The 17,882-nt window shown below is 65.7% G+C and carries 12 protein-coding genes and 2 pseudogenes; 9 read left to right on the forward strand and 5 right to left on the reverse strand.

Going from position 1 to position 17,882, the window contains the following annotated elements; genetic code table 11:
- The first annotated feature begins 61 nt into the window (after nucleotides 1-61).
- The 5 genes and pseudogenes from ACVIGB_RS36330 to ACVIGB_RS36350 all read left to right on the forward strand — a co-directional run bounded on the left by ACVIGB_RS36330 (nucleotide 62) and on the right by ACVIGB_RS36350 (nucleotide 6,007).
- Nucleotides 62-1,525 carry a phenylacetate--CoA ligase family protein gene (locus ACVIGB_RS36330; RefSeq protein WP_456719066.1) on the forward strand — a complete coding sequence of 488 codons (1,464 nt, stop codon included), beginning with the start codon at nucleotides 62-64 and terminating at the stop codon, nucleotides 1,523-1,525.
- A gap of 23 nt (nucleotides 1,526-1,548) precedes the next feature.
- Nucleotides 1,549-2,346 (forward strand): ABC transporter permease, encoded by a 798-nt coding sequence (locus ACVIGB_RS36335; protein ID WP_244549762.1) that lies wholly within the window; start codon nucleotides 1,549-1,551, stop codon nucleotides 2,344-2,346.
- A gap of 12 nt (nucleotides 2,347-2,358) precedes the next feature.
- Nucleotides 2,359-3,186, forward strand: a complete 828-nt coding sequence (locus ACVIGB_RS36340) for an ABC transporter ATP-binding protein (protein WP_456719065.1) — start codon at nucleotides 2,359-2,361, stop codon at nucleotides 3,184-3,186.
- The gene (locus ACVIGB_RS36345; RefSeq protein ID WP_456719064.1) at nucleotides 3,186-3,779 is read left to right on the forward strand and encodes a GNAT family N-acetyltransferase; all 594 of its coding nucleotides are present in this window, start codon (nucleotides 3,186-3,188) and stop codon (nucleotides 3,777-3,779) included. Before ACVIGB_RS36340 ends, ACVIGB_RS36345 begins: the two co-directional genes overlap by 1 nt.
- Nucleotides 3,780-3,944: 165 nt before the next feature.
- Nucleotides 3,945-6,007: pseudogene (locus ACVIGB_RS36350) on the forward strand (DEAD/DEAH box helicase).
- 295 nt (nucleotides 6,008-6,302) lie between these two features.
- On the opposite strand, the gene ACVIGB_RS36355 reads toward ACVIGB_RS36350, so the two are convergent.
- The gene (locus tag ACVIGB_RS36355; RefSeq protein WP_456719062.1) at nucleotides 6,303-7,796 is read right to left on the reverse strand and encodes a sensor domain-containing diguanylate cyclase; all 1,494 of its coding nucleotides are present in this window, start codon (nucleotides 7,794-7,796) and stop codon (nucleotides 6,303-6,305) included.
- Between the two features lie 122 nt (nucleotides 7,797-7,918).
- Between ACVIGB_RS36355 and ACVIGB_RS36360 the strand changes: the two genes are divergently transcribed.
- The gene (locus tag ACVIGB_RS36360; RefSeq protein ID WP_092123173.1) at nucleotides 7,919-8,176 is read left to right on the forward strand and encodes a DUF7662 domain-containing protein; all 258 of its coding nucleotides are present in this window, start codon (nucleotides 7,919-7,921) and stop codon (nucleotides 8,174-8,176) included.
- A gap of 215 nt (nucleotides 8,177-8,391) precedes the next feature.
- On the opposite strand, the gene ACVIGB_RS36365 is transcribed toward ACVIGB_RS36360, so the two are convergent.
- From ACVIGB_RS36365 to metG, 3 genes and pseudogenes are all read right to left on the reverse strand, one after another.
- Nucleotides 8,392-11,268 carry an EAL domain-containing protein gene (locus tag ACVIGB_RS36365; protein WP_171947977.1) on the reverse strand — a complete coding sequence of 959 codons (2,877 nt, stop codon included), beginning with the start codon at nucleotides 11,266-11,268 and terminating at the stop codon, nucleotides 8,392-8,394.
- Nucleotides 11,269-11,388: 120 nt separating this feature from the next.
- A complete protein-coding gene (locus ACVIGB_RS36370; protein WP_456719061.1) occupies nucleotides 11,389-12,387 on the reverse strand; it encodes an NAD(P)H-quinone oxidoreductase in 999 nt (332 codons plus the stop codon).
- 69 nt (nucleotides 12,388-12,456) lie between these two features.
- Nucleotides 12,457-14,135 (reverse strand): annotated as a pseudogene (gene metG / locus ACVIGB_RS36375) (methionine--tRNA ligase).
- Nucleotides 14,136-14,414: 279 nt separating this feature from the next.
- Here metG and ACVIGB_RS36380 point away from each other — a divergent pair.
- On the forward strand, nucleotides 14,415-14,606 hold the full coding sequence (locus ACVIGB_RS36380; RefSeq protein ID WP_106323181.1) for a DUF1192 domain-containing protein: 192 nt from the start codon (nucleotides 14,415-14,417) through the stop codon (nucleotides 14,604-14,606).
- A gap of 499 nt (nucleotides 14,607-15,105) precedes the next feature.
- Entirely contained in the window at nucleotides 15,106-15,618 is a 513-nt protein-coding gene (rcdA, locus tag ACVIGB_RS36385) for a protease adaptor protein RcdA (protein WP_092123179.1), read from the forward strand.
- Nucleotides 15,619-15,629: 11 nt separating this feature from the next.
- Here rcdA and pdxR read toward each other — a convergent pair whose 3' ends face one another.
- Nucleotides 15,630-17,150 carry a MocR-like pyridoxine biosynthesis transcription factor PdxR gene (pdxR, locus tag ACVIGB_RS36390; RefSeq protein ID WP_456749265.1) on the reverse strand — a complete coding sequence of 507 codons (1,521 nt, stop codon included), beginning with the start codon at nucleotides 17,148-17,150 and terminating at the stop codon, nucleotides 15,630-15,632.
- A 99-nt stretch (nucleotides 17,151-17,249) separates the two neighbouring features.
- Between pdxR and ACVIGB_RS36395 the strand changes: the two genes are divergently transcribed.
- On the forward strand, nucleotides 17,250-17,876 hold the full coding sequence (locus ACVIGB_RS36395) for an FMN-binding negative transcriptional regulator (protein ID WP_456719059.1): 627 nt from the start codon (nucleotides 17,250-17,252) through the stop codon (nucleotides 17,874-17,876).
- Nucleotides 17,877-17,882: the final 6 nt, after the last annotated feature.

The following is a 17,882-nucleotide window of genomic DNA, read 5'->3' on the forward strand; positions in this document are numbered from 1 at the left end:
CGCCGCGAGCCATTGATAGCGCCATGAACGGGCGGTCCTCCCGTCAATCATGGAGCTGAAGATGACGTCTTCCCTTGCGATCAGCGTTTCCGATGACGGCCTTGCTCTGGTGCCGGAGCATGATCAAGCCGCCGCGTCCCTCGTTCCCGCCGATGCGGCCGGCGCGCCGCAGCGCCAGTTCTGGGAGACCGAGCACACCCGCCCGGACTTTCAGCCTTCCAACGAGGCAGCACCCGAGCTGGTCGCGGCCACCGCGAACTATCTCGGCGAATGCATGCGGCATCCCTATCTGCCGGTATCGGAAATCCGCGCGCGGCAGTTCGCCCGGATCAAGGAGCTGGTCGAGCTCGCCTACCGCGACATTCCGGTCTACCGCGCCAAGTATGATGCGGCCGGCTTCAAGCCGGAGCACCTGCGCGACTATGACGACATCCAGAAGATCCCGGTCATCACCAAGCCCGAGCTGGTCGCGGCCTTCCCGGAGCAGTGCGTCAACAAGAAGTACAAGCCGGAAACCCTGTTTCCGACGCGCTCATCCGGCTCGTCCGGCCAGACGTTGCTGATCCGCGTCGATTATGACGCCGTCATCACCGACACCATCCAGGGCGTCCGCCAGTTCGCGATGCAGAGCGGCGGCAACTACCGCGCCGAGGATTTGCTCGCCCATGTCTACACCGTGCCGTGGTGGTTCGATTCGATCGGCGGCGACTATCCGACCGCCTTCATCTCGAACCTGATCCCGCCGGCGCGCGTCGCCCAGCATCTGCGCTATCTCGGGCCGAAGATCCTCTCGCTCTATCCGTCGAGCCTCGACGCGCTGATGCCGCATGTCGACGAGTTCCGCTCCTCGCTCAATCTCGCGGTGACGCATTCGGAATACTCCTCGCGCACTGCCCGTGCGGAATGGTCGCGCCAGCTCGGCGTGCCCGTGCTCGACGAGTATTCCTCCGAGGAGGCGACGCGGATCGCACTCGAGATGCCCGACGGCCAGTATCACGTCTGTGAGGACACCGTGCATCTCGACGTGCTCGACCCCGTCACGATGGCGCCGCAGGCTGCCGGCCAGTCCGGTATCGCCGTGATCACCAATTTGCTTAACGAGGCGATGCCGTTCATCCGCTACGTGCAGGGCGACTACATCACCCAGCCGGCCAATCCTGCGCCGTCTGATATCAACTGGTCGCAGATCGCCAGCATCGATGGCCGGCTCAACGACGCCTTCGTCAATCGCGACGGCCGCAAGGTGCCGGCCGGCAGCATCCTGGATGCGACCTATCGCTGGATGTTCGACTGCAATCTGCATCTGGCGCAGTTCGAGATCGTGCAGCGCGGCGTCGACCTCGTCGAGGCGCGGGTCGTGCTCGGCCAGGATACGCCAATGTCGCGGCTGCATGGTTCGGTCGCGCATCTCGAGGATCTGCTCGCAGCCTGCCTCGAGCATCCGGTCCGGGTGCAGGCCAACGCGCTGCTGGCGTTTCCGCCCAAGGTCGGCAAGCGCCGCCCGATCCGCCGCGAGATCGACTAATGCCAGCCGCACGGGTGGATGCCATGACACAGTCATTGAACCGCATCGCCGCCATGACGGCGCGCTACTACTACATCCTGCGCTCGTCATGGCTGCGGCTGCTCGAGATCATCTACTGGCCGGCGATGCAGATGCTGGTGTGGGGATTCCTCTACACCTACCTCTATCAGAGCAAGTCGGCGATGGCCTCGACCGCCGGCCTGCTGCTCGGCGCCGTCTTGCTCTGGGACGTGCTGTTTCGCGGCCAGCTCGGCTTCACCTTCACCTTCCTGGAGGAGATCTGGTCGCGCAATCTCGCCAACCTGATGATGAGCCCGTTGCAGCCTTTCGAGCTCGCGGCCTCGCTGATGCTGATGAGTCTGATCCGGCTGGTGATCGGCACGTTGCCGGTGACATTGCTGACGTTGCTGCTGTTCGGCTTCAACGTCTATGCGATGGGGCCGGGGTTGATCGCGTTCTTCTTCAACCTCGTGCTGACCAGCTGGGCGATCGGGCTCGTCGTCGCCGGCCTCGTGATCCGCCAGGGCCTCGGCGCCGAAAGCCTAGCCTACTCGATCATGATCGTGCTGCTGCCGCTGTGCTGCGTCTACTACCCGGTCGAGGCGCTGCCGGCCTGGCTGCACCCGGTCGCCTGGTCGCTGACGCCGACCTATGTGTTCGAGGGCATGCGCGCCGTGCTGCTCGACGGCACCTTCCGCACCGACCTGATGATCGAATGCCTCGCGCTCAATGCCGTCTATCTCGGCTTGGGCTTCGCCACATTCGTTGCCCTGTTGCAGAGCGCCCGCCACAAGGGCGGCCTGCTCACCATGGGCGAGTAAGGGGAGACATCCATGAGCCGCATCGAACGCTTTTTGCCCCGCAGACATCTGACACCGGTGTCGCCAAACGCCACGCCCGCGCAGGACAATGCGCCTGACAGCCTCGGTATCGATGAGGTGCCAGCCATCGCGGTCGAGGACCTCTGCAAGAAGTACCGCACCCATTGGGCCGTCGACGACGTGAACTTCAACGTGCCGAAGGGCTGGACCGTCGGCCTGCTCGGCGGCAACGGCGCCGGCAAGACCACCACCATCGCCATGATCATGGGCCTGGTGGTGCCAAGCTTCGGCCGCGCCATGGTGCTCGGCCACGACATGGCGACCGAGCGTCACAAGGTGCTCAGTCGGATGAATTTCGAAAGCCCCTATGTCGCGTTGCCGGGACGGCTCACCGTGCGGCAGAACCTGACGGTGTTCGGCCGGCTCTATGGCGTCGCCAATCTCAAGGCGCGGATCGAGGAATTGATCGAGGATTTCGAGCTCGGCGACGTGCTCGACCGCGTCACCGGGCGGCTCTCGGCCGGGCAGAAGACCCGCGTCGCCGTCGCCAAGGCGCTGATCAACGACCCGGACGTGCTGCTGCTCGACGAGCCGACCGCATCGCTCGATCCTGACCGTGCCGAGTGGGTGCGCAGCCGGCTGCGGGCCTATCAAAAGCGCCGCGGCGCCACCATCCTGCTGTCCTCGCACAACATGACCGAGGTCGAGCAGCTCTGCGACTTCGTCGTCATCATGAGCCACGGCCGCGTCGTCGCGATGGGACGTCCGGGCGAGCTCGCCGAGCGCTTCAAGTGCCGGGACCTCGACGAGGTCTTCATCTATCTGGCGAGGGTCGCGTGATGCCGCTGCTTGGTTCCCCGAGCCGCGAACGGATCGCGATCCGCCAGGAGCGCCGTTCCGACGTGGCGGCGCGCGAAGCCCTGCTCGATGCCGCGTTCGGCCCGGGCCGCTTCGCCAAGACCTCGGAGCGGCTGCGCGAAGGGCGCAAGCCGGCGCGCGGCCTTGCCCTGGTCGCCCGGCGCGGCGGCCGGCTGGTCGGCACATTGAGGCTGTGGCCGGTCGTGACCGGCACCGGTCACGCCTGCCTGCTGCTCGGCCCGCTCGCGGTGGCGGAGGATGCGCGATGTCTCGGCATTGGCGCCGCGCTGATGCGGCAGGCCTTGCAGCGGGCGCATCGGCTCGGTCACCGCGCCGTCATCCTCGTCGGCGACGCCGCCTATTACCGCCGCTTCGGCTTCTCGGCCGAGAAGACCGCCGCGCTCCGCATGCCCGGTCCATATGAGCGCGATCGGCTGCTGGCCTGCGAGCTGATGCCGGGCGCGTTGCGCGGGGCGGGCGGCCTGATTGCCGCAGCCAGCCCGCCGCCATCGCGGCTGTCCGGATTGGTGGACAGGATCGCCGGCAGCCAGGCCCCGCTCGGACAGCCGGCCTGATCCGGCACCTTTTCCGGCTTGGGGGGCCTTGGGGGCATGGCGGTTTGGTTGTTCTTGGCGTAAAGCAACCCAAATCGTCATGCGGCTGTGCCGCCTGCCGGGTACGCAGCCTCAGGTCGTCCTGCTCGACGTTCTGCACCCGGACCAATCAAGGTTTTCCATCCCGTGCCCTTCCCGACCACAAGTTCGCCGCTCGCCCGCGCCTTGGCTGAGCGCAACTACGAACAGCCGACCCCTGTCCAGCTCGCCGTGCTCGCGGACGACGCCGTCGACCGTGATCTTCTCGTTTCGGCCCAAACCGGTTCGGGCAAGACCGTTGCCTACGGATTGGCCATGGCAAAGGATCTGCTCGACGGCGCCGAGCGGTTCGAGCCGGCCGCCGCACCGCTGGCGCTGATCGTCGCGCCGACGCGCGAGCTCGCCTTGCAGGTTCAGCGCGAGCTCGCATGGCTCTATGAGCATGCGGGCGGTCGCGTCGTCTCCTGCGTCGGCGGCATGGACCCGCGCCGCGAGCAGCGCGAGCTTGCCGCAGGCGCCCACATCGTGGTCGGCACGCCCGGCCGGTTGTGCGACCATTTGCGGCGCGGCCGCCTCGACATTTCGGGATTGCGGGTCGTCGTTCTCGACGAGGCGGATGAGATGCTCAATCTCGGCTTCCGCGAGGACATGGAATTCATCCTCGAGACCACGCCGGACACGCGCCGCACTTTGCTGTTCTCGGCGACGTTTCCGCGCGGCATCGTCGCGCTGGCCAAGCAGTATCAGCAACAGGCGTTCCGGATCGAGGTCGCGGGCGACGAGGGCGGCCACGCCGATATCGAGTACCGTGCCATCCGGGTGGCCGCCGACGATGTCGAGCACGCGGTCGTCAACGTGCTGCGCTTCCATGAGGCGCCGAGCGCGCTGGTGTTTTGCAACACGCGAGAAGCCGTCAGGCATTTGCAGGCGGCGCTGCTGGAGCGCGGGTTCTCCGTGGCCTCGCTGTCAGGCGAAATGACCCAGAACGAGCGCACCCAGGCGCTGCAGGCGTTGCGTGACGGACGGTCCAGGGTCTGTGTCGCGACCGACGTGGCGGCGCGCGGCATCGACCTGCCGAGCCTCGACCTCGTCATTCATGCCGATCTGCCGAAAGACCCGGAGGTCATGCAGCATCGCTCGGGCCGCACCGGCCGCGCTGGCCGCAAGGGTGTCAGCATCCTGCTGGTGCCGCGCCGGCACGGCGGCGCCGCGCCGAGCTGCTGCTGGATCTCGCCGGCATCGATGTGGTCTGGGGTTCTGCGCCGCAGGCGGACGAGATCCGCAAGCTCGACCATGACCGCCTGCTGCAGGATGCGGTGTTCTCCGAGGAGATGAGCTCCGACGATCAGGTGCTCGCACAAGCCTTGCTTGCCGAGCGGTCGCCCGAGGCGATCGCCGCGGCGCTTGCCCGGTTTTATCGTGCGCGGCTGCCTGCGCCCGAAGACATTCTCGATCCCGGCGAGGGCCGGAGCCGCGATCGCGACGAGCGCCGCGGCGAGCGCACCTCGCGCCGCGATGATCGTCCTGCCGGGCCGCGATCGAAGGCCGGCAAGGCCTCCCCGCGTCACGGCATGGAGGAGGCCAGCGTCTGGTTCCGCGCCTCGATCGGACGCAGAAAGAATGCCGAAGCCCGCTGGCTGTTGCCGATGATCTGTCGTCGCGGCGGCATCGATAAGCACGACATCGGCGCCATCAAGATCCTGGATACGACCACCGAGTTCGAGATCGCCGCGCGGGTCGCGGATTCCTTCGCCGTCAAGATCAAGCGTCCGGACAAGGAAGACACCATCCGCATCGAGCCGCTGGCGGACGCTCCGCATCGGCAGGCGCCCTCGGACAAGCCAGCGCGCAAGCCCAGGCACGATTCTTGGCGTGACAAGGATGACGGCGGCCACAGCGCACCGCGCCGCGACGAGCCGCGTGACGACGTAGCAGCAAAGCGACGCGGCAAGCCGGATCGCGAGGCGCGAGCGTTTTCGAGCGAAGGCGCGAGCCGTTCGCGTGAAGACCACGCGCCAAGGCAGGAACCGAGAGCTGCATTCCGGTTCGACCGGGACGGCAAAGGCGCGAAGCCGAAATCTGGCGATGAGCCAAGGTTCGGAAAGAAAAAGCAGCATCGGAACAAAACCGGCCAGGCCGGACACTGGCCAGACGTGTCGGCGGCGAAGCCGAAGTTCGGCAAGAAGCCAAAGAAGAAGCATCGCGGTTGAGTTGGCGTCGGCAGCGCCGCTGCGGCGTTCAGAATGCCGATGTATGGGTCTCCAGCGCTGCAACAAGTTCAGTGTCGTCCCGGGCAAGCGCAGCGCGACCCGGGACCCATAACCACCGATGCTCGTTGTTGCATAGTGCTCGGGCCGCAGCTCGCTTCAACAACGAAGGCCTGTGGTTATGGGTCCCGGCCCCAGTGCGCAATTGCGCACTAGGCCGGGACGACGATGTGGAGAGATTGCGCGACTAACTTGACTGTGTGTGCAGCCCGGTGTCTTGCCGCGGCCCACTCCGCCCCTACGCCACCAGCGCGATCTTCGGCACGGCGGCGAGCACCGACTGGTTGCGGCCGTTGGCCTTGGCGGCGTAGAGCGCCTTGTCGGCGGCTTCGATTAGGTCGGACCATTGCTGGCCTGCGAGCGGCCGCATGCTGGCGACGCCGATGCTCACCGTCGTGATCAGCTCACCCTCGCACCATTGCTGGACCTTGCCGCGGATGGTCTCGGCCAGGTTGAAGGCCTCGAGCGCGGTCGTGTTGGGCAGCAGCACGGCGAATTCCTCGCCGCCGAAGCGTGCCGGGCAATCGCCGGCGCGGCGCACCGCATCCGAAATGCAGATCGCGATTCCCACCAGCACCTGATCGCCGGCCTGATGCCCATAGGTGTCGTTATAGGCCTTGAAGTGATCGGCATCGATCATCAACAGCGCGACCGGCTGGCCGTACCGGCCGGCACGGCGCCATTCGCGGTCGATCTCGGCGTCGAACTTGCGCCGGTTCTTCAGGCCGGTGAGGGCGTCGGTGGTCGCGAGTTCCTCGAGCTTGTCCTCGGCGTCGGCGCGGCGCACGATCTCGCGGGCGAGCACCAGCGTCGCGCTGAGCACGAACAGCACCAGAAAGGCCATGATCGCGCCGATCCTGACCGCCTCGGTGCGCCACAGATTGAAGACGGCTTCGAGCGGCTTGCCGACCACGACGTAAAGCGGCCCGCTGCTGCTGCGCCTGACATAGAGCCGCGGCGTGTCGTCGACCGGGCCCTTGCCGGAGAACGCGCCGCCCACCTTCAGGTTCTCGGATCTCCAGTCCAGCTGCTCGGCGAGGTTCTTGCCGATCACGTCGAGATCGAACGGCGTCCGCATGATGATGGTGCGGTCGTTGCGCAGCACGGTGATGGTGTCGCCCGGCGTGAGGTTCAGCCGCCCGAACAGATCGTGGAAGTAGCTGAAGCGGATCGAGCCGACCACGACGCCGAGAAAGCGGCCGTCCTCGCCGGTGATGCGCCGGCTCAGCACGATGGCGTAGGCGCCGCGATGCAGCATCGGCCGGCTGACATACAGCCCGGTGTCGGGATGGTCGCGCTGGATGGCGAAATACTCCTCGTCGCTGCGGTTCTCCGGCTGCGGATCGAGGCTCGCCGCGTCGATGGTCAGATTGCCCTTGGTGTCGAACACCTGGATCGCGCCGAAATGCTTTGCGGTCGCGGCGTGATCGAACAGGATCAGCTGGCGCAATTCCTTGCTGACGCCGCGGATCTCCGGCATTTCCAGATTGCTGGCGACCGCGCGCAGCGACAGGTCGTAGAGCTCGACGTTACGGCTGATGTCGGCCTCGATGCCTGACGCCAAATTCTCCAGGGTCCGGCGGGCCAGCTGTTCCTCGCCGCGGCGCATGTCGAACATCACGCCGGCGCAGATCGCGGAAAAGCCGAGGACGGTCGCAACGGACGCTGCGATCAGCAGCTTGGCCGATAGCCGCCAGCGCCGCCTTGCGTCGTTTCCCCGTCGAAATGGCATGTCCCGCTCCAAAGCGCCGTCATGCAACGGGAAATCTTGTTGTCGCCTTAAATGGCGACAGCGGCCGCCGAATGGGTTAACGGGTGGTTGCCGGACCCTGGCTTTTTGTCATCGAGGATGTTGTGAACGACTACGACGCGCTGCGCGACTATCTGAAGAAGCAGCATTTGCCCGAATTCGTGCTGACCTTCGACGAGATCGAGGCGATCATCGATGCGGCGCTGCCGCGCGCCGCGCACCGGGCGTCGTGGTGGGAAACCCTGCGCAGCCCGCAGGAGAAGATGCCGCAGCGCGAAGCCTGCCTCGACGCCGGCTACATCGCCACGCGTCAGGCCGACGGCAGGAGCGTCAGGTTCAAGCGAATGCCGAAGCCGCGCTAAGGCGCAATCCTGAGAGGTCGGACAGTAACCGCGAAGAAGGTGCGCTCCCTCTCCCGCTTGCGGGGGAGGGCTGGGGTGGGGGATCTCTCCACGAGTCGCATCGCGGAGAGAGCCCCCACCCGCAACGCATCTTCGATGCGATGCGACCTCCCCCGCAAGCGGGAGAGGTACAGTGAGTCCGCGGCAGGACCGATGCTAACTTACTTGATAGCGCTTTAGCTCGCGGCTTCCAGCCGTTCCTCGGTGAGGAGGCGCGTGGCGGCGTCGGCGTCCATCGGCTCGCCGAAGGCAAAGCCCTGCGCGTATTCGCAGCCGAGCTGGTAGAGCTCGACGGCGTCCGAATCCGTCTCGGCGCCCTCCGCGACCACTTCCATGCCGAGATCGTGCGCCAGCGCGATGATCGATTTCAGGATCACCGGGCGGGTGCCGCGGCTGGTGGTGCGGACGAAGGACTGGTCGATCTTGATGGTGTCGAACGGGAAGCGCTGCAGATAAGACAGCGAGGAATGTCCGGTACCGAAATCGTCGAGCGACAGCCCGGTGCCGAGCTCGCGGATCCGCGCCAGCATCTGGGCGGCGTGCTCCGGGTTCTCCATGACAAGCGATTCCGTCAGCTCCAGCTTCAGCGTGCCCCGCGCCACCGAGGAGCGCGACAGTACGGTTCTGATGTCGTGGATCAAGTCGTGGCGCAGCAATTGCCGCGACGACACGTTGACCGACGCGAAGATCGGCTCGCGCGCGCGCATCGCGCGCTGCCACACTGCGAGCTGGCGCGCGGTCTGGTCCATCACGAACATGCCGAGATCGACGATCAGGCCGGTCTCCTCGGCGACGTTGATGAACTCCGACGGCGACATCCGGCCGAGCTTGGGATGGTCCCAGCGCACCAGCGCCTCGAAGCCCGCGATCGCGCGATCCTCCAGCCGCACGATCGGCTGGTACAGGATCGTGAGCTCCTGGCGCTCGATGGCGCGGCGCAGGTCGCTCTCCAAGGTCAGGCGATCGGTCTTCCGCGCCCGCATCGCCGGCTTGTAGACGTCGATGCGGTCGCCGCCGATCCGCTTCGAATGATACATCGCAAGCTCGGCGTCCTTGATGATCTCGTCGGTCAGCGGCGCCGCCGGGTCGGACAGCGCAAGGCCGATCGAGGCGGTCAGGAAGATCTCGCGGTCGTTGAACGCGATCGGCGCACGGATGGTCTTGCGGATGGTCTCGGCGAAATTGGTGATCCGCGCAGGGTCCTGCTCGGACAGCAGGATCAGGCCGAACTGATCGCCGGCCATGCGCGCCAGCGTGTCCTGCGGCTTGAGGATGCGGGTCAGACGGCGCGCCAGCGTCAGCAGGATCGAGTCGCCGACCGCGATCCCGACGGAATCGTTGACCTGCTTGAAGCGGTCGAGGTCGATCACCATCAAGGTCGGCCGCAGGTTCGGCATCGTCTTGGCGAGGTTCGCCACCGCGCCGAGGCGGTCCATGAACAGCCGGCGGTTCGGCAGCCCGGTCAGATTGTCATGCACGGAGTCGTGCAACATCCGCTCTTCGGAGTTCTTGAACTCGGTGACGTCGGTGAGGGTGCCGACCACGCGCGAGACCTCGCCGTCGGAGCCGACCACGGGCCGCGCCTTCAGCGCGAACCACATGAAATGGCCGTCGGGCGTGCGCAGCCGGAAGTCCTGCACCAGGCGGCCGCGACGCTGGTCGAGCACGCTGTCGAGCGCGGCGCGGAAGCGGTCCTGGTCGAGCGGGTGCAGCACTTCGAGCCATTTCGCCGCCGGGCCTTCCAGCGTGCCGCGTTTCAGGCCGAGCAGCGCCTCGGTCTCCGGGCTGGTGAACACCTTGTCGGCGGAGACATCCCAGTCCCAGATCAGATCGCCGGAGCCGGTCAGCGCCAAGGCGCGGCGCTCGACATCGGAGACGACGCCAGTGGTGGCGCCGCCGCCCGCGAAGGCGTGCTGCATCACCGTGAAGCCGATCAGCATCACGATCAGCACCAGGCCGCCGAGCAGCGCCGGACCGACGATGTCGTTGGTGACGGAACCCGCGACCGTCATGCCGGCCGCGACCACCCAGACCACCAGCAGGAACCAGGTCGGGATCAGCAGCACCGCGCGGTCGAAGCCGTGGGTGGAGAGGTAGACGATCAGCGCGAAGCCGGCGAAGGCGATCATGACCAGCGACATGCGCGCGATGCCGGAGGCGACCGCGGGATCGAACAGCGCCAGCGCCACCAGCGAGCCGAGGAAGACGAGCCAGCCGATCGTGATGTGCGAGTAGCGGACGTGCCAGCGACTCAAATTCAGATACGCGAACAGGAACACGAGCAGCGTCGCCGCGAGGATTGCCTCGCCCGCCGCGCGCCAGACGCGCTCGGCGTTGTTCGACATGTCGAGCACCTTGCCCCAGAAGCCGAAGTCGACGCCGATATAGACCAGCACCGCCCAGGCCAGCGCCGCGGCGGCCGGGAACATGATGCTGCCCTTGACCACAAACAAAATCGTGAGCACGAGCGCGAGCAGGCCCGAGATGCCGATTACGATGCCCTGGTACAACGTGAACGAGTTGACCTTGTCCTTGTAGGCGTCGGGTTCCCACAGATAGAGCTGCGGCAGCTTGTCGGTGCGCAGTTCCGCGACATAGGTGACGACGGCGCCGGGATCGAGCGTGATGCGAAACACGTCGGCGGTCGGGCTTTCCTGCCGCTCCGGACGATCGCCGACCGACGGCGTGATGGTGGCGATGCGCGACAGGCCGAGGTCGGGCCACAACAGGCCTGATGACACGATGCGGTAGTGCGGCGCGACGATCAGGCGGTCGAGCTGGTCGTCGGTGTTGTTGGCGAGCGCGAACACCACCCAGTTCTGGCCGCCTTCGCGGGCGCGAACTTCGATGCGGCGCACGATGCCGTCGGTTCCAGGCGCAGTGGAAACCTGGATGCGGTCGGTTTCGCTGCGCTGATGGTCGAGAACCGCGGTGAGGTCGATCGCCGGCGCATCGCTGCGCACGCTGACCGCGTCGATCGCATACGCGTCAGGCGCAGCGGCAAACATCATGAGGCCCAGCGCCAGCAGCGCAAGGCACCTGATCAGACGCAATGTCAGTACTCCGCGATCGACAAACTGCCCGGGCCCGGCGACCGGCCCGGAGGTGGCGCGATAAATGACACGAAAGCGAAGGGAATCAAAGGGTTTCCGCCCCTGCTTCCGCTGCGAGAGTTAAACCACCAACACAATTTTGCCAATATGTTCGCTGGTCTCCATGCGCCGATGCGCATCGGCGGCCTTTTCCAGCGGGAATGTGCTGTCCATTAGCGGTTTGACGCGGCCTTCGCGCAACAGCGGCAGCACCTTGGCCTCGATCGCCGCAACCATTGCCGCCTTGTCCGCATTACTACGGGGACGTAGGGTCGAGCCGGTGTGGTGCAGCCGCTTGATCATCAGCTTGGCAAAATTGGCTGTGGCCTTCGGTGTTCCCGACAGGAACGCGATCTGGACGATGCGGCCCTCGACGGCGGCGGCGTCATAGTTCCGGTCGATATAGTCGCCGCCCACCATGTCGAGGATGACATCGGCGCCGTTGCCGCCGGTGGCCTTCTTCACCGCCTCGACGAAATCCTCGGTCTTGTAGTTGACCGCGTGATCGGCGCCGAGCTTGAGGCAGGCGTCGGCCTTGTCCTGCGAGCCGACGGTGACGATCACCTTGGCGCCGAAGGCCTTGGCAAGCTGGATCGCCATCGTGCCGATGCCCGACGAGCCGCCATGGATCAGCAGCGTCTCACCGGCTTGCAGCGCGCCGCGCTCGAACACGTTGTGCCACACCGTCATCAGCGTTTCCGGAATCGCGCCTGCTTCCTGCATCGACAACGAGGGCGGTACGGTCATCGCCTGCGCGTCCTGCGCGATGCAATATTGCGCGTAGCCGCCGCCGGCGACGAGCGACATCACCTTGTCGCCGATCTCATGCTTTGCGCCTTCGCCGAGCGCGACCACTTCGCCTGCGATCTCGAGGCCGGGCAGGTCGCTCGCGCCGGGCGGCGGCGGATAGGAGCCGGAGCGCTGCGCGACGTCAGGGCGATTGACGCCGGCGGCCGCGACCTTGACCAGGATTTCACCGGGACCCGGCACCGGCAGCGCGCGGGTCTCCGGCACCAGCACCTCCGGGCCACCTGGCTTGCTGATGGCAACGACGGTCATTTGCGCGGGCAGGTTTGGCATGGTTGGTCCCTGGTCAGTGAAGAGGATTGGCTTGTGGCATACCGCCTTTTCCAACGAAGCGAAACGCCATTAAGTCCCGAACCGCCTCGTCAGATGGTCGGCTTTTTCGGGGCTGATTTTCTCGACCAGCGGGCCAAGCCTTGCGACAGGCGTGCCCGCGCCTTGATCCAGCAGCGGGATCAGTGGGCCATTGGGCCAGCGCGGCACGGCATCGTTGCGACCGAGTGCGCCGAGCACGCGCTCCGCGAGATCAGGCACGATGCTCCACGCCAGCACGGCGCAGAGCGCGACAAGATTGAGGCCTGTGCGGGTGATGATCGCTGCGCGCGCCGGATCGGACTTGATCGCCGTCCATGGCGCGGTGTGTTGCAGGTAAGCGTTCGCGGTATCCCAGATCGCGCGGGTCACAGCCGCCGCGGAGCGAAACTCCAGCGCCGTGTGATGGCGGTGGAGCGCTGCGATGCGCTGCTCCAGATCATCCGCGAGCTGCCGCTCGGCCTCACCGGGTGCACCACCATCCGGGATACGGCAGTCGAAGGCACGATGCGCAAAGCTGATGATGCGGTTGGCGAGATTACCGGAGATGTCGGCGAGATCCTTGTTCACGTCGGCAACGAATCTCGCGACGCTGAAATCGGTGTCGGCACTTTCGGGCGCGTTGGCGATCAGCCACCAGCGCCAGAGATCGGCCGGCAATTCCTCCAGCGCCGCATCGGTGAAGATGCCGCGCTTCCTGCTGGTCGAGAACTTGCCGCCCTCGTAGTTGAGCCAGTGGAATCCCTTGATCACATCGGCGGTCTTCCACGGCTCGCCGGAGCCGATCAGCGTCGCCGGAAAGCTCACGGTGTGGAACGGAATGTTGTCCTTGCCGAGAAACTGGATGTAGCTGATGTCATTGGCCTGCCACCACCATTCCCGCCAGTCGCGGCCGGGCGCTGCCGCGGCCCATTCCTGCGTCGCCGCGATGTAGCCGATCGGCGCATCGAACCAGACGTAGAACACCTTGCCGTCAAAACCCTCGCGCGGGACGGCGATGCCCCAGGCGAGGTCGCGCGTGATGCAGCGATCGCGCAGCTCGGCATTGAGCCAGCTCTTTGCGGTCGACACCACAAAGGGCGGCCAGCCGGTGCGGCTGTCGATCCATGCACCGATGCTGTCGACCAGTTGCGACTGGCGCAGGAACAAATGACGGCTCTCGCGGATCTCGAGCGCGCGGTCGCCTGATAGCGCCGAGCGCGGATCAATCAACTCGGGCGGGTCAAGCAGCGTGCCGCACTGGTCGCACTGATCGCCGCGCGCCGATCGATCGCCGCAATGCGGGCAGGTGCCGAGTATGTAGCGGTCGGGCAGGAAGCGCCGGTCGGCCGGCGACCACACCTGCCGCGACGAGCGCGCCTCGATCAGCCCGGCTGTGTCCAGCCGGCGATAGAAGTGCTGCGTCAACGCATGATTGTGCGGCGAGCTGGTGCGGCCGAAATGATCGAAGGACAGACCGAGCGCCGGTAGATGTCGGCCTGGATGGCGTGCTGCGCGTCGCAGAACTCCCTGATATCTTCTCCGGCCTCGATGGCGCCGAGCTCGGCCGGCGTGCCGTGCTCGTCGGTCGCGCAGATGAAGAGCACGTCGTCACCGGTCTGCCGCCGGAAGCGGGCGTGGACGTCGGCGGGCAGCAGCGAGCCGATTAGATTGCCGAGATGCTTGACGCCGTTCACATAAGGAAGCGCGCTGGTGATGAGAATTTTGGTCATGGGTCAGGGTCTTTCGCGTTCGGTGATGCCGACCCCCAAGAAAAATTCCGACGAAATCAAATCGAAAATCAAAAAGCCCTCCCGCATGATCGGAAGGGCTTGGGTCGGCTCATGCCTGGCGCGCAGGCGCACTATCCCGTCCGGTCAGACTCCTTGCGGTCGGGCCGGGGCATTCGCGTCAGATGTTGCGCGCACACGAAAGTCACTGCAAAATTCTCCTGCACAAGGACATACCAGCTCTGGACGCACGGCGCCAGATCATCATCGCGGGGAGGACACATGCCGATTGAGGATGAGGACCGGCCGCGGAAGAAGATCACCCACGAGATCGGACAGGATCTCTCGCTGCTGTCGGTCGAGGAATTGACCGAGCGCATCGCGCTGCTCACTGCCGAAGTCGATCGCCTGAAAGAAGCGATGACGAAGAAGCGCGCGTCGAAGGACGCAGCGAACGCGTTCTTCAAGTCGTAGCCAGCGACAACACAAGCGTCGTCCCGGACAAGCGAGCAAAGCGAGCGCGATCCGGGATCCGTAACCACAGCTGTTTCTTGTCGCGTTCGGCTGGGCCACAGCTGCCGCGCAAAGCGGGCATTGGGGGCTATGGGACCCGGCGTTCGCCGGGACGACTCACGGGGATCAACGCGGACCTGTCCCAAACTAGGTCAATGGCCGACATGGCAAACAAAGCCTGAAGAAATCCGTTCATTTACGATCGGTTAAGCTTTCTCGATTATGACTGCATTGTCCTCGTTTGGACACCGAGTGGCTCCTGTCCACTCTGTTTGACGCCTCCCTGTTATCAACTTCAAAAGCCGCCGGAAACGGCGGCTCTTTTTTGTGCGTCCTATCCGTTGGAAACCATAAATCCGGTTGCGGCTGGACTCTTCGGCGCGCCCGCGCAATGATTTGTTCATCATAAGCTGGCGCGTCAGATGCCAGCGGGCGTTACGATGGTGTGAGGGCGTTAACCATGGCGGATCGTTCCCAGAACGAAGCCGGGCTTGTGCTGTTCAGTGAACGGCTGACCAATTCTGCGGCATTTGGCGTGCTGTTCCGGGAAGGCATGGATCTGGTCGAGCAGACCGCCGCCTATCTCGACGGCGACGGCCGTGCCGAGGCCAAGGCGCTGGAACGCTCCGTCAGCCTGACCTATGCCACCGAGAGCATGCGCCTGACCACGCGGCTGATGCAGCTTGCCTCGTGGCTGCTGCTGCATCGCGCGGTCAAGGAAGGCGAAATGACGCTGACCCAGGCCAATCGCGAGAAGACCAAGGTGAAGCTGTCGGCCGCCGATCCCGGCCCGGTCGACATGGTGACCAAGCTGCCGGAGCAATTGCAGCAGCTGATCGCCCGCTCGATGGATCTGCAGGCGCGCGTCCGCCGCCTCGACACCACGATCCATGCGCCGGCGCCGGATCGTTCGTCGATCGGCAACCCGCTGGTGCCGCAGCTCAACCGGCTCAAGGCTGCGTTCGAGCAGTAAGATACGAACACTCAGTGTGAAGCCTCAGTGCGGCGTGGCTTGGCCCGCCGCTGTGACGTGTGCTGATCGATCACGCGTCGCAGCCGCATCGCCGCCGCCTCCAGTTCTTCCGGTTCGAAGCCGCCGAAGCCGAGCATCAACCCGGGCCGTGCCGCTGCCTGGTACATCGGTGAAATCGGCCGCACGACGATGCCGTCGGCCAGTGCTGCCTTCGCCAGTTGCACGTCGTCGAAGCCTTGCGGCAGCCATAGCAACAGATGCATGCCCTGGTCGCTCGGCTGCAGCGTCACGTCATCAGGCATGTGACGCGTAAGCGATGCGATCAGTGTCGCGCGCCGCGCGGCGTAGACGCCGCGAATGCGCCGGATATGCGCTTCGAACAGTCCCTCGCGCATGTAGGCCGCCAGCACATGCTGGTCGGTGGTCGGTGAATGCCGGTCGAGCAGCGCCCGCGCGCCGGCGAAGGCGTCGATCAGCGGCAGCGGCGCCACGACGTAGCCGAGCCGCAGCGAAGGAAACAGCACCTTGCTCAGCGTGCCGAGATAAATCACGCGCGACGGCGCGAGGCCTTGCATCGACGGGAAGGGATGACCGGCATAGCGCAGCTCGCTGTCATAGTCGTCCTCGACGATCCATGCATTGCTTCGCTGCGCCCACGCCACCAGGGCGTTGCGGCGGGCCATGCTCATCGGCATGCCCAGCGGGTACTGATGCGAAGGCGTCACGAAAGCCGCGCGCGCATCCGGGCACGCGGCAATTGCTGCATCGACGTCGATGCCTTGCGCATCGACGGCAACGCGCGTGGTGACGAGATCGAGATCGTCGAGCACGGCGGTTATGCCGGGATAGGCCGGATCCTCGGTCCACACCCGATCGCCCGCCGACAGCAGCACGCGGCCGGCGAGATAGAGGCCCTGCTGCGTGCCGGCCGTGATCACGACCTGCTCGGGCTCGCAATGCACCGCGCGGGATTTGCGCACATAGTCGGCGATCGCCTGCCGCAGCGCCATCAGGCCGCGTGGATCGCCATAGCTTGCCGGCGCTGCCGCGCGCGATGCGCGCACGCGGTTGCCAAGGCGACGCCAATTGTCGTCGGGCGCGACGGCGTCTCCGGGGACCGCAATCGCGAACGGGACTTCGGGCATCGGCGTGAAGGCCGTCACCACCTTGGCAAGTCGCACCGCGCGCGGCGGCAACTCGATCGGCGCAGTCTTGTTCGGGCTGCGGCCAGCCGGTGGGCGGACCGGCCGTGCTTGCTCGGCGAGCGTCGCCGCGACACGGGTGCCGGCGCCGACCTGCGATTCCAGATAGCCCTCGGCCTGCAATTGTTCGAAGGCTTCCGTCACCGTGCCGCGCGCGACGCCAAGCGAGGCCGACAGCGCGCGTGTCGACGGCAGATATTCGCCGGCCTTCAGTTCGCCATTGGCGATGGCGGCGCGCAGCGCCCGCGCGATCTGGCGTCCGACCTGTCCGGCGGCGCGGTCGACCGCCCGCAGCGAGGGGATGCTGATGGTGGCGCGCAGACGGGGCATAGTGGACCAGTCATGATGATCGAAAGTGGCTCTTATCATAGGCCACTTCGGCGTTATTGTGCGAGCAACAATTCGATGAGGTTTGCCAAGAGGCCTGCCATGTACCTGCCGCCGCATTTCAAGATGGATGAGCTTGGCCCGATCCACGCCGCGATGCGGGCCTCAAAGCTCGCGACACTGGTTACCGCGACCGTGGACGGGCTGATCGGAACGCCGCTGCCGCTGATCCTCAATGAGAACGAGGGCGACTACGGCACGCTGTACGGTCACGTCGCGCGGCCCAATCCGCAATGGAAGCTGCCCGCCGTGGGTGAGGCGATGGCGATCTTCATGGGGCCCGACGCCTATGTGACGCCGTCCTGGTATGTGACCAAGGCCGAGCACGGCAAGGTGGTGCCGACCTGGAATTACCTCGCCGTCCACGCTTACGGCGCGGCCGAGTTCTTCGAGGATGCGGACCGGCTGCTCGATGTTGTAACGCGACTGACCCGATTGCACGAGAGTACGCGCAAGGAAGTCTGGCAGGTCAGCGATGCGCCCGATGATTTCATCAAGGCGCAGCTGCGCGGCATCGTCGGCTTCCGGATGCCGATCACACGGATCGACGCCAAGAAGAAGATGAGCCAGAACCGCAAGCTCGAGGATCGCGCCGGTGTCATCGCGGGCCTAGGCGCCAGCGACAATCCCGTTGATCACGAAGTCGCGGCGATGATCCCGGCGAATTGACGAAAG

This window comes from Bradyrhizobium sp. USDA 4341, assembly GCF_054063755.1.

What these genes read in the sequence shown, in the direction of transcription:
- ACVIGB_RS36370 (WP_456719061.1), bottom strand. Translation starts at nt 12,387, where the DNA reads ATGCCAAACCTGCCCGCGCAAATGACCGTCGTTGCCATCAGCAAGCCA.
- ACVIGB_RS36335 (WP_244549762.1), top strand. Translation starts at nt 1,549, where the DNA reads ATGACACAGTCATTGAACCGCATCGCCGCCATGACGGCGCGCTACTAC.
- ACVIGB_RS36355 (WP_456719062.1), bottom strand. Translation starts at nt 7,796, where the DNA reads ATGCCATTTCGACGGGGAAACGACGCAAGGCGGCGCTGGCGGCTATCG.
- ACVIGB_RS36345 (WP_456719064.1), top strand. Translation starts at nt 3,186, where the DNA reads ATGCCGCTGCTTGGTTCCCCGAGCCGCGAACGGATCGCGATCCGCCAG.
- ACVIGB_RS36330 (WP_456719066.1), top strand. Translation starts at nt 62, where the DNA reads ATGACGTCTTCCCTTGCGATCAGCGTTTCCGATGACGGCCTTGCTCTG.
- ACVIGB_RS36380 (WP_106323181.1), top strand. Translation starts at nt 14,415, where the DNA reads ATGCCGATTGAGGATGAGGACCGGCCGCGGAAGAAGATCACCCACGAG.
- rcdA (WP_092123179.1), top strand. Translation starts at nt 15,106, where the DNA reads ATGGCGGATCGTTCCCAGAACGAAGCCGGGCTTGTGCTGTTCAGTGAA.
- ACVIGB_RS36395 (WP_456719059.1), top strand. Translation starts at nt 17,250, where the DNA reads ATGTACCTGCCGCCGCATTTCAAGATGGATGAGCTTGGCCCGATCCAC.
- pdxR (WP_456749265.1), bottom strand. Translation starts at nt 17,150, where the DNA reads ATGCCCCGTCTGCGCGCCACCATCAGCATCCCCTCGCTGCGGGCGGTC.
- ACVIGB_RS36340 (WP_456719065.1), top strand. Translation starts at nt 2,359, where the DNA reads ATGAGCCGCATCGAACGCTTTTTGCCCCGCAGACATCTGACACCGGTG.